This is a genomic window from Pseudoflavonifractor sp. BSD2780061688st1 E11 (genome assembly GCF_005844125.1).
In the GTDB taxonomy this organism is placed as follows: domain Bacteria; phylum Bacillota; class Clostridia; order Lachnospirales; family Lachnospiraceae; genus Sellimonas; species Sellimonas catena.
Genome location: NZ_SPHM01000068.1, coordinates 1 through 11,507, shown reverse-complemented (window position 1 = coordinate 11,507; position 11,507 = coordinate 1). Strand labels below are relative to the sequence as shown.

Genomic DNA, 11,507 nt, shown 5'->3' with positions numbered 1-11,507 from the left:
GTAAAAAAATACAACCCAAAGGCTGTATTTTCAATATATTTTTCAGTTGTTAGAATGGAGAAAGTGGCAAAGTCGGGGTATATCAGGAACAAAATTCATATTGTGGGGATTGTACTGAGTATTCTGATCAGTGCCGCACTTGCTTTCGGAACCTATTACTTTATGAATATGCATCAGGCAATCAGTAATATCGGAGGAGCTGAGTATAAAACCGACAATATGATCGTTGTGGTCAAAAAGGAAGACAGCGCGGAGTCGATTCTGGATGCGCAGAATTATATTTTCGGAGTTCAGACGGCCGCTGATCAGACAAACAACGAAAAGATGATTACCAAGCTTTCCACACTGATCGGACAGGAGCCGAATGTGTCGGAGTTCAATACTGTTCAGGAGGAAGCACAGGCCCTTCTGGATGGCAGAATTGAGGCGGCTATCTATAATGAGGCATTCAACAGTCTGATTACAGACGAGATTGAAGGATATGAAGATCAGGTTCGTATTCTGTATCAGTATGGAATTGATACAAAATTGGAAAAAGTAGACCAGAGCGTGACAGAACCGTTCAATGTCTATATCAGCGGAATCGACGTATACGGTCCGATTTCCACAAACAGCCGAAGCGATGTGAATATCATCGCAACAGTGAATCCGGAAACACGCCAGGTGCTTCTGACAACAACGCCGCGTGACTACTACGTGACACTTCCGGGAGTTTCCGGAAACCAGCGGGACAAACTGACTCATGCCGGAATTTATGGAGTGGACGTTTCCATGGCTACTCTGGAGCAGCTATATAATACCGACATCAATTACTACGCGAGAGTGAACTTTACCTCACTGATTGAAATTGTCGATACACTTGGCGGAGTCGACGTCAATTCCGAGTATGCTTTTGAAGCGGGAGGATATTCTTTCCAGCAGGGTGTGAACCATTTAAACGGGAAACAGGCACTTGCCTTTTCAAGGGAGCGTCACAGCTTTGCTTCCGGTGATAACCAGCGGGGAAAGAATCAGGAAGCCGTGATCACAGCAATTATCAACAAGATGCTGACACCATCCATGCTTACGAAAGCTATGGATATTGTAAAAGAGCTTGACGACTGTGTAGAAACGAATGTATCTATGGATCAGCTCTCAAAACTGATCCAGATGCAGCTCAATTCAGGCGGCAGCTGGAGTATCCTGACCGACAATGCGATCGGAACAGGAGACAGCAATACTTGTTATTCATCCGGAAGCCAGATGCTGTATGTCATGAATCCGAATGAGGTTTCTGTAAACAGCATTTCAAGCAAGATCAACCGGATTTTAGGTGGGGAAAAAATTACACAGTAGAGGGCTGTGGAAATAAAAGAATGAGGAGTAAAGTGTTATGAGGAAATGGATGGCAGATAAGCTGTTTCTGTATCATTGGGTACGTATCTCAATCTTATTGTTTATCTATGATGTAATTGTAATGAATGTGTCTTACGGACTGGCATTATGGCTGAGATTTGACTTCCGCTTCTCGGACATTCCGCCGGAATATCTTTTTACCTGGATCAGGTATATTCCGATTCATACCGTATGTACATTGATTCTGATGTTTGCGTTTAAACTGTACCGGAGCATGTGGCGGTTTGCAAGTTTTGACGAACTGTCGAGAACCACAATTGTATGCGCGATTTCCATGGCACTTCATATTGTGGGGACTACCGTGATTTTTCAGAGAATGCCGATTTCGTATTATGTAATGGGGGGAATTCTTCAGTATTTTCTGATTACAGGTATCCGTTTCTCTTACCGGATTTACCGGATGTTTGTCACAAGGACTTCAGCAGCGGCTGTAGAATCCAGAGATGTGAAAAATACGATGATCATCGGTGCCGGAGAGGCCGGCAGGGCAATCATCAGTGAATTTAATAAAAGCGGAGACAAGATGCACACAAGAATCCGCTGTATTATTGACGATAACAAAAACAAAAAGAACCGTTATATCGACGGAATTCCGATTGTCGGAACAAGAGAAGATATTCCTGAGATGGTAAAGAAATATCAGATTCAGAAAATTATCTTTGCAATTCCTGCGATTTCGGCTTCTGAAAAGAAAAATATTCTCGAGATCTGCAAGGAGACGGGATGTGAAATGCAGATCGTTCCGGCTGTCTATCAGCTGGTTAACGGCGAAGTAAAAGTAAGTTCGATCCGTCCGGTAGAGATCGAAGAACTTCTCGGACGGGAAAGCATCCGGATGGACCTTGCAGAGATTTCCGGATATGTAAAAGACAAAGTCGTACTTGTCACAGGAGGCGGCGGTTCCATCGGAAGCGAGCTCTGCCGGCAGATTGCGGCATACGGTGCAAAACAGCTGATTATATTTGACATTTACGAAAATAATGCCTATGATATTGAACAGGAGCTGAGAAGAAAATATCCGTCATTAAATCTGGTCGCATTGATCGGATCTGTGCGGGATACCGGATGTCTGGAAAAGGTATTCTCTACGTATCATCCACAGCTCGTTTTCCATGCGGCAGCACACAAACATGTACCGCTGATGGAGACAAGCCCGAATGAGGCAATCAAAAATAATGTATTCGGAACCTACAATACTGCAAAACTCGCTAACGAGTACGGTGTAGAAAGATTTGTCCTGATTTCGACGGACAAGGCGGTCAATCCGACCAATATCATGGGTGCCAGCAAGAGAATGTGCGAGATGGTCATTCAGATGATGTCACGCCATTCCAAAGGAACCACCTTTGCGGCAGTACGTTTCGGAAACGTACTGGGAAGCAACGGAAGCGTAATTCCGCTGTTTAAAAAGCAGATCGCAGAGGGCGGACCGGTTACCGTCACACATCCGGATATCATCCGGTACTTCATGACGATTCCGGAGGCAGTATCCCTTGTGCTGACTGCAGGTTCCTACGCAGAAGGCGGCGAGATCTTCGTTCTCGATATGGGAGAACCGGTCAAGATCCTCGACCTTGCCACCAACCTGATCAAACTTTCCGGACTGAAACCGGGAGTGGATATCGAAATTAAATTTACTGGCTTAAGACCTGGCGAAAAGCTTTACGAAGAGCTTTTAATGGCAGAGGAAGGTTTGCATAAAACAGATAACAATCTGATTTTCATCGGAGAACCGATCGATATGGATGATGATAAATTCCTGATGGAGCTTGCAGAACTGAAAGATGCATGCTACAAGGAAGTATCGGATGTCAAAGAACGGGTATCCAGAATTGTACCTACTTATCAGTATAAGAAAAAAGAAAAATAACAAAGTCGTTTTGGACTTGAAAATATCTTAACCAAATCAAATCGTCGCTTTGTCGCGTTTGAATGGGAAAGTGGTCATTATGGAATATCGTGATTCACCCGGAGAAGCGTCCGGGTGAGATGGCGAAGCATACCCTTTTTACTTTCATGGATTTGGAAGTGAAAAGAGTATGCTTTTTTCGTGCAGAATATTTCATAAAAGCGACTTCCCTCACATTTTAATGAAATGAAATACGACAAGGCCTCATTTGAAGAAAGAGGACTTCTATGTGGTATGTAGTACAGGTACGCACAGGTACCGAGGAAGAGATCATCACACAATGTGAAAAAACGATCGATCACGGGATTTTAAAGCGCTGCTTTATCCCTTACTATGAATCAATGAAGAAGTACAAAGGAGAATGGCATCTGGAGCAGAAAATTCTGTTTCCAGGATACGTTTTCATGATTACAGACGAAATGGAACAACTGTATCTTGGCCTGAAAAAAGTGATCGGCCTTACAAAGCTGATCGGGACAGGACGGGAAATCATTCCGCTAAAACAGGAGGAAGTAGACTTCCTGACCGAATTTGGAAAAGAAAAACAGGTTGTTGAGATGTCAACCGGGATCATTGAAAACGGCCGGATCCGGATCACCGACGGCCCATTGAAAGGACGCGAAGCCATGATCCGCAAAATCGACCGGCATAAGCGAAAAGCAAGCCTTGAGATCCCGATGTTCGGGAGAATCCTGGAGACCCAGGCAGGTCTGGAAATTATAGAAAAAATTGAAACATAAAAGGAAAAACAGTCTGGAAAAACTTCCGGGCTTTTTTTAGTGGAGAAAAAAAGGAGTGAGGGAAGATGAGTAAGAAGATGGAACCATTTTCATCAAAGGTATGGCTTTCCAGTCCGACCATGCACGGCCCGGAATTGGAGTATGTAAAAGAAGCATATGAAACCAACTGGATGTCAACCGTTGGGGAAAATATTAATGAAACAGAACGGCTTGCCTGTGAAAAAGTCGGCTGTAAGTATGCGGTGGCATTATCAGCCGGAACAGCAGCACTTCATATGGCAGTGAAGCTTGCAGGAGTAAAGCCGGGAGATAAGGTGTTCTGCTCAGATATGACATTCGATGCCACGGTAAATCCGGTCGTTTATGAAGGCGGTGTTCCGGTATTTATCGATACAGAGTATGATACCTGGAACATGGATCCAGTAGCTTTGGAAAAAGCATTTGAACTCTATCCGGAAGTAAAAGTTGTTGTAGTAGCACATCTTTATGGAACACCGGGAAAAATTGATGAAATCCGGGAAATTTGTGATAGACATGACGCAGTCATCATCGAAGATGCAGCAGAATCTCTTGGAGCAACCTATAAAGGTGTCCAGACCGGAACATTTGGAACGTATAACTGCATTTCCTTTAATGGAAACAAGATTATCACAGGATCATCCGGAGGAATGCTTCTGACAGATGATGAAGAAGCAGCAAAAAAAGTGCGGAAATGGTCTACTCAGTCCAGAGAAAACGCGCCGTGGTACCAGCATGAAGAACTGGGATACAACTACCGGATGAGCAACGTGATTGCAGGAGTGGTCAGAGGACAGTTCCCATATCTGGAAGAACATATCGCGCAGAAGAAAGCAATTTATGAGAGATATAAAGAAGGATTCAAAGACCTTCCGGTGAAAATGAATCCGTATGATGAAGAAAACAGTGAGCCGAACTTCTGGCTGAGTTGTATGATAATCGATCCGGAAGCTATGTGCAAGCAGGTACGGGGAGAACAGGAAGCATTGTATATCAGTGAGCCGGGAAAGAGTTGTCCGACAGAAATTCTGGAAACACTGGCATCCTATAACGCAGAAGGACGTCCGGTCTGGAAACCAATGCACATGCAGCCGATCTACCGGATGAACGGATTTGTCACAAGGGAAGGAAATGGACGGGCAAAGACCAATGCCTATATCGCAGGAGGAGCCGTAGGACAGGACGGAAGACCGCTGGATGTGGGAATGGATCTGTTCCACAGAGGCCTGTGTCTGCCGAGTGATAATAAGATGACGGTGGAAGAGCAGGAGAAAGTGATCGAGATTGTGAAGGGATGTTTTGAGTAGGTGTCTGATATGAGAAGAAGAAAAGGATTTTATGAGGCGTGCATAAAGAGACCGCTGGATTTTGTATGTGCGTTAGGCGGGATTATTGTATTAAGTCCAGTGATGTTGGCTGTATCTATAGCAATTAAATTAACTTCAGAGGGTCCGATTTTTTTCAAGCAAGAACGAGTGGGGAAAAATCAAAAAATTTTTGAGATTATTAAATTTCGGACTATGGTTGTAAATGCAGAACATATTGGAGATGGATTAAAAGTAAAAGAAGACTCAGATCCTAGAATTACTAAAATAGGGAAAATTTTACGGAGAACATCCCTTGATGAAATACCACAGTTAATTAATGTATTAAAAGGAGATATGTCACTGATCGGACCAAGACCACCTGTTACTTATCATCCATATAAAGTAGGAGAATACGATAATATAAAGAAACAGCGGTTTGATGTAAGACCAGGAATTACAGGATTAGCACAGGCTAAAATAAGAAATGGCGGATCATGGGATGAACGAATTTCTTATGACTTAAAATACGTTAAAAATATTACTTTTAAAAACGATATAAAAATTTTAAAAGAAACGGTTTCTATGGTTTTACGGAAAGATAGTTTGTACTAAGGAATGTCCGGAAAGGAGTTATATGATACAGGGAATAAAATGTTATCTGCGCCCGTTAGTTTTGGAGGATGTATCTTATTTAAATCAATGGAATTCTGATGAAAAGTTGAACCGATATTTAGGAAATGGCTTTTATCCAGTTTCTATAGATACACAAAAAGAGTGGATGAAAAATATGATTGATACAAGTAAGTTTTCCACATCAAAGCGATATATTATATGTACGCCTCAAGATGAAGCGATCGGTTTGATAGGTATCTATAATACTAACTTTATTAATCAAAACTGTGAAGTTGGTCTTTACATTGGAAATCGGAATTTTCAGGGGCAAGGCATAGGAAAAGAGGCCTATGAATTATTAGAAAACTATATAAAACAGTACATGAATATGATAAAAATAAAATTATTTGTAGTACTTGAAAATACCACGGCTGTCAAGTTTTGGGAAAAAAGAGGTTTCCATCAGACGGGTATTCTTCATAAAGAAAGATATATCAATGCAGAATTTAAAGATGTAGCAATTATGGAAAAGTATCTAAAGGAGAATCTTTCATGAACATTTTAGTATTGAGCGTGGGTACAAGAAATAAAATCATTCAGTATTTCAAAAAGGAGTTGCAGGGAAAAGGAAGAGTAATTGCAACGGATATGAGCAAACTGGCACCGGCATTATACGAAGCCGATGCCTTTTATATTGTTCCAAGAATGACGGAACCAGGATATATTGAGAAGATTTTAGAAATCTGCAGAGAAGAAAAAATTCAGGGGATATTGTCTCTGATTGATCCGGAACTTTCACTGCTGGCGGAGAATAAAGATCGATTTGTAGCAATCGGAACCTGTGTTATCGGATCTGATTATGAAATCTGCGAACGTTCCCTGAATAAATGGGAAATGTATCAATGGCTTGAAGAACATCATTATCACTGTGCAAAAAGCTATGTGGATAAGGAAGAGTTTTTCAAGGATATTGAGAAAGGACAAGTAAAGTATCCAGTATTTGTTAAACCTGTCTGTGGGAGCGCATCTATTGCAATCAGTAAAGTTTATGACCGGGAAACGATTGAGTTGCTTTTCCAGCATAATGAGGGGCTGATGATTCAGGAGTATCTGGAAGGACAGGAAATTGGAGCAGACTGCTATATCGATATGATCAGTGGAAAACTGGTTTCTGTTTTTACAAAAAAGAAACTGGTTATGAGAGCTGGAGAAACGGACAAGGCAGAGTCCTTTATTGATCCCAAACTGAATGAACTGCTCAGTTTGTTTGCAGAAGAAATGGGATACCGGGGACAGATCGATATTGATGTGTTTGAAAAAGATGGGACTTATTATATTTCAGAAGTGAATCCGAGATTTGGAGGTGGGTATCCACATGCGTATGAATGTGGGGTCAATCATATGAAACTGATCGTAAATAATCTGGAGGGAAAAGAAAATATAAAAAAGGATCCGGGTTATGATGAAGGAATTTATATGATGAAATATAGTGAAATTAAGATGAAAAAAAATGGAGGGAAGTAATAATGAGGAGTGGAGTAAGAAAGAAATGGGATAATCTAAATTGTACTGTTGAATCGATGTATCGTAAATATGAATATAGAAAGAAAGCTAAAATTCGACTGAAGAGGATGCATGGAGGATATGATTGTACCGAAGAATATAATAAAATTGTTGTTCCGTACTGGAAAAAATATGGGTTAAAACCTAATAAAATGTGGTATCAAATATTTTGGGATAGAAATCATGATAATGATCCACGATATATTCCAGACGATTTATGGTATGGAACAATTGTGCCATATTTTAGTAATACACAATTCCGTAGATTTGGGGAGGATAAGTGCATGCATGCGGTGTGGTTTCCCGATCTTAAGCGGCCAAGGACAGTAGTAATGAATATAGCAGGAGTATTTTATTCTCCGGACTATTTACCTATTTCAGAAGAAAAGGCTGTGGAATTATGCTTAATTGAAAGCGAATTTTTAGTAAAACCATCTATTGACAGTGGTGAAGGAAGGTTGATTAAATTCTTCGATAAAAAAAATATTAATAAACACGAAATCAAAAAATGCTTTTCTTCACTTGGAGCAAATTTTATTGTTCAGGAAGTTGTTAATCAAAATTCGGTGTTATGCCGTCTTAATCAGTCTTCTTTAAATACTATAAGAGTAGTCTCTTTCTTTTTTAAGGGAAAAGTACATATTCTTTCGACAATTTTGCGGGTAGGAGCCAAAGGATCGAGAGTAGACAATGTTGGAGCAGGCGGATATGCATGTGTAATTAAGACAAATGGCGAGCTTCAGAAAAAAGGGGTTAATAGAAAAGCAGAATGGGTTACTCAAACTCAAGAAGGTGTCAAATTCGATGGAATTAAAATTCCATCTTTTGAAAGAATTATAGAAGAAATTAAAAGAGTACACAAAAGGATGGCTCATTTTAAAATTATAGGATGGGACTTTTGCATTGACCAAGAAGGCGATCCTGTTTTTATTGAGTACAATTCTTGTCCAGGGTCTAATCAAATTACCTGTGGCCCGACATTTGGAGACCTAACAGAAGAAGTTTTGGAGGAAATTTTCATAAACAAAACACTAAAAAATGCACAAAATTAAAGAAAGAAGGAGAAAGTAATGAGAGTAGCAGTGGTAGGAGCAGGAAATGGAGGCTGCGCAGTGGCAGCAGATATGGCTTATAGAGGTTTAAATGTCACTTTGGTGAAGACGTCCAACGCAATGCATGATGATAATTTTGAATTTTTACAAAAAAACAATGGGAAAATGACTCTTTTAGATTTTGGGGAAAATGGAAGTATGAATCCTCAGGATTTAGAGATTGTCAAAAAAGAGGGATATATTTCCAATGTGACAAGAGATCTGTCTGTGTTATCTGACATGGATGTGATTATTATCTATATTCAGACCAATTACCATGAAGAGCTGATCAAAAGAATGGCTCCGTACATTGTAGATGGGCAAATTATTTTGATTAATCCTGGATATTTTTCGACAGCCTATGTTTTAAAGTATTGCGGAGAGAAAAAAATTTCTGTGGTAGAAGCACAGAGTTCATTTATCGATGGGCGGATTATGGAACCAGGATTTTTCAAAGTCGGATTTAGAAATGTCAGGAATCCACTTGGGGTATATCCGGCAAAAAATCTTCCAGAGGTAAAAGAAAAACTTGATCAGTTAGGTTTTCCTTTCTATTACATGAACAGCGTGGTAGGAGCAGCATTACACAATCCGAATATGATTGTTCATACTATTGGATCTGTTTTGAGTATTCCGATGATTGATGCAATGGGAAATGATTTTTGTATGTATCATCGCGCATTTACAGAACATGCATGGAATGTGCTGGAAAAACTGGATGCTGAAAAGATGGACGTATTAGAAAAAATGGGCTTCGAACGGCTCTCCTATGTAGAAGCCTGCAAGTTCAGAAACTCGCTGGACGATGACAAAGATGCAAAAGAAGTGTTTTTCTCTTATGCGGCCATGCCGACCAGAGCTAAGGGACCGGTAACTGTGAATTCACGATACATAACAGAGGATGTTCCCCAGGGACTTGTTATGCTGGAGTCTCTTGGAAAGGCGCTTGGAATTCCAACTCCGGTTGCAACGGCGTTGATAGAAATTGCAGGAGCAGCATTAGGTCAGGACTTCCGGAAAAATGGAAGAACACCGGAAAGACTGGGAGAAGAAAATATTAAGAAGATCTTAGAGGATAAGTAATGCAATGATGATTAATAAAAGATATTTATTAATGCTTAAAATGTTTTTAATACGTTCGCCGATGAAGAGAGCAAGATACCTAAAAGAACATCACATTTTTAGAAAATGTGGCGATAGAGTAATGATAACATCGAGAAAAATTCCGTTATATTCCGAACTAATTAGTATCGGAAACAATGTATGGATTGCATCAGGAGTAGAATTTGTTACGCATGATGTTACCCATTATATGCTGAACGGGTTAGGATCTCAAGAAAAGTTTCAGGAAAAAATCGGATGCATTGAAATAGGAGATAACGTTTTTGTTGGAACGGGAGTTAAAATTTTATACGATGTAAAAATAGGTAGTAACGTAATTATTGCGGCCGGTGCGATTGTAACAAAAGATATACCGGATAATTCAGTGGTAGGCGGTGTGCCAGCTAAAGTAATTGAAAATTTTGATTCGTATATGAACAATCGAAAAAAATTTCATGTTGATCATCCGGCTGACAATATGAAACAGACTATTTCAAAAGAATGCGCAGATGAAATGTGGATGAGGTTTAACAAAAAAAGAATGTAGCAAAATGGCGGGCTATAGATACAAGTTAAAAGGTAGGAGCTAAATGATGAAAAAGGAAAATCGAGAGAACTTATTGCACAAGTTTATAAGATTTAATCAAGCCGTAGAAGAAAATATATCGGATGATCTATCAGTGCTAAAAAAAGCAACACTTTTTCTGGATTTTGTTTATGAATACAGATTTCATGGAGTATATCTTTTAGACTATATTCAGTATGAATTTTATGCTAAAAAGGCAATTGACAGGAAAAAATATGTAGTTCACGGAAAGCTAATTGAAATGATGCGTACATGTAATAATCCAAAACACAGACATTATTTCGATCAAAAAAATGAATTTGATAGGATATTTGCAAAATTTCTTCACCGAGATTGGTTAGATACTAGAACTGCGACTTCCGAGGAATTTAAAAAATTTCTCTATAATAAAAATAGCTTTTTTTTAAAACAACCTGATGGAATGTTTGGAACAGGCGTTGAAAGAGTTGATGTCAGCAGCATTAAAAATATCGATGAATATTTTTTTAAAATAAAAAAAGTGAATGCCTTATGTGAAGAAACTTTAACACAATGTAAGGAAATGGAGGAGTTCAATAGTTCTTCTATTAATACTTTAAGAGTTGTATCAGTATTACAGGCAAATGGAAAAGTAAAAATCATGGGTGGCTTATTACGAATCGGAAGAAAGGGAAAAATTGCGGATAACTTCCATCATCAAGGGATATGCGCATTTATTGATCCAGTGACGGGCATAGTATGTACAACAGGTGTAGATAAAAATAATAAAAGATATGTGATTCATCCGGACTCCGAGAAAGCAATTGTCGGATTTAAAGTCCCAATTTGGAATCAGGTTGTAAAAACTGTTACAGAGGCTGCAAATGTAATACCAGATATGCGATATATAGGATGGGATGTTGTGATAACAAAAGATTATCAAGTAGCATTAGTAGAAGGAAATTCTGGAGCAGATCCTGATGCTGAACAGATTACCACAAAAGAGGGACGCTGGCCATATTACGAAGAATGTCTAAAAGAAATTCGGAATTTAAAAAAGTAAGAGATTGCCAAGCAAGAGAGGATAATATTATGATTAGCTTTGTTAATGATTATAGTGAAAATGCATGTCCAGAGATTTTAGATGCATTGAGTATTCCGTGACTTCGGAGCCACTCAATCCGTTGCATAGAGCCACCCATTCCGAATGTCGGAGCCACCCATATG

11 protein-coding genes are annotated in these 11,507 nt (G+C 39.6%); all 11 read left to right on the top strand.

The features are described from left to right. The coding region (locus FGQ85_RS17645) for an LCP family protein (RefSeq protein ID WP_138374113.1) at positions 1 to 1,335 on the top strand (1,335 nt) is incomplete at its 5' end. 37 nt (positions 1,336 to 1,372) lie between these two features. Further along, complete coding sequence (locus FGQ85_RS17640) at positions 1,373 to 3,265, top strand: nucleoside-diphosphate sugar epimerase/dehydratase (protein WP_087167276.1); 1,893 nt, start codon at positions 1,373 to 1,375, stop codon at positions 3,263 to 3,265. A 266-nt stretch (positions 3,266 to 3,531) separates the two neighbouring features. Further along, complete coding sequence (gene loaP / locus FGQ85_RS17635) at positions 3,532 to 4,044, top strand: antiterminator LoaP (protein ID WP_087167275.1); 513 nt, start codon at positions 3,532 to 3,534, stop codon at positions 4,042 to 4,044. 65 nt (positions 4,045 to 4,109) lie between these two features. After that, positions 4,110 to 5,369 carry an aminotransferase class I/II-fold pyridoxal phosphate-dependent enzyme gene (locus FGQ85_RS17630; protein WP_243128602.1) on the top strand — a complete coding sequence of 420 codons (1,260 nt, stop codon included), beginning with the start codon at positions 4,110 to 4,112 and terminating at the stop codon, positions 5,367 to 5,369. Between the two features lie 9 nt (positions 5,370 to 5,378). Beyond that, a complete protein-coding gene (locus FGQ85_RS17625; protein ID WP_138374112.1) occupies positions 5,379 to 5,981 on the top strand; it encodes a sugar transferase in 603 nt (200 codons plus the stop codon). Positions 5,982 to 6,003: 22 nt separating this feature from the next. Continuing rightward, positions 6,004 to 6,537: a GNAT family protein gene (locus tag FGQ85_RS17620; protein WP_138374111.1), complete on the top strand. Its 534-nt coding sequence runs from the start codon at positions 6,004 to 6,006 to the stop codon at positions 6,535 to 6,537. Next, complete coding sequence (locus tag FGQ85_RS17615; protein ID WP_138374110.1) at positions 6,534 to 7,505, top strand: ATP-grasp domain-containing protein; 972 nt, start codon at positions 6,534 to 6,536, stop codon at positions 7,503 to 7,505. Before FGQ85_RS17620 ends, FGQ85_RS17615 begins: the two co-directional genes overlap by 4 nt. 2 nt (positions 7,506 to 7,507) lie before the next feature. After that, positions 7,508 to 8,596 carry a sugar-transfer associated ATP-grasp domain-containing protein gene (locus FGQ85_RS17610; RefSeq protein WP_138374109.1) on the top strand — a complete coding sequence of 363 codons (1,089 nt, stop codon included), beginning with the start codon at positions 7,508 to 7,510 and terminating at the stop codon, positions 8,594 to 8,596. 18 nt (positions 8,597 to 8,614) lie between these two features. Next, positions 8,615 to 9,718 carry an NAD/NADP octopine/nopaline dehydrogenase family protein gene (locus tag FGQ85_RS17605; protein WP_138374108.1) on the top strand — a complete coding sequence of 368 codons (1,104 nt, stop codon included), beginning with the start codon at positions 8,615 to 8,617 and terminating at the stop codon, positions 9,716 to 9,718. A 4-nt stretch (positions 9,719 to 9,722) separates the two neighbouring features. Continuing rightward, positions 9,723 to 10,283 carry an acyltransferase gene (locus tag FGQ85_RS17600; RefSeq protein WP_207670242.1) on the top strand — a complete coding sequence of 187 codons (561 nt, stop codon included), beginning with the start codon at positions 9,723 to 9,725 and terminating at the stop codon, positions 10,281 to 10,283. Positions 10,284 to 10,329: 46 nt separating this feature from the next. Further along, a complete protein-coding gene (locus FGQ85_RS17595; RefSeq protein WP_171028008.1) occupies positions 10,330 to 11,343 on the top strand; it encodes a sugar-transfer associated ATP-grasp domain-containing protein in 1,014 nt (337 codons plus the stop codon). Positions 11,344 to 11,507 lie beyond the last annotated feature (164 nt).

Coding starts and splice junctions, on each gene's coding strand:
- FGQ85_RS17610 (WP_138374109.1), top strand. CDS start 7,508: ATGAGGAGTGGAGTAAGAAAGAAATGGGATAATCTAAATTGTACTGTT.
- FGQ85_RS17640 (WP_087167276.1), top strand. CDS start 1,373: ATGAGGAAATGGATGGCAGATAAGCTGTTTCTGTATCATTGGGTACGT.
- FGQ85_RS17595 (WP_171028008.1), top strand. CDS start 10,330: ATGAAAAAGGAAAATCGAGAGAACTTATTGCACAAGTTTATAAGATTT.
- FGQ85_RS17625 (WP_138374112.1), top strand. CDS start 5,379: ATGAGAAGAAGAAAAGGATTTTATGAGGCGTGCATAAAGAGACCGCTG.
- FGQ85_RS17630 (WP_243128602.1), top strand. CDS start 4,110: ATGAGTAAGAAGATGGAACCATTTTCATCAAAGGTATGGCTTTCCAGT.
- FGQ85_RS17600 (WP_207670242.1), top strand. CDS start 9,723: ATGATGATTAATAAAAGATATTTATTAATGCTTAAAATGTTTTTAATA.
- loaP (WP_087167275.1), top strand. CDS start 3,532: ATGTGGTATGTAGTACAGGTACGCACAGGTACCGAGGAAGAGATCATC.
- FGQ85_RS17620 (WP_138374111.1), top strand. CDS start 6,004: ATGATACAGGGAATAAAATGTTATCTGCGCCCGTTAGTTTTGGAGGAT.
- FGQ85_RS17605 (WP_138374108.1), top strand. CDS start 8,615: ATGAGAGTAGCAGTGGTAGGAGCAGGAAATGGAGGCTGCGCAGTGGCA.
- FGQ85_RS17615 (WP_138374110.1), top strand. CDS start 6,534: ATGAACATTTTAGTATTGAGCGTGGGTACAAGAAATAAAATCATTCAG.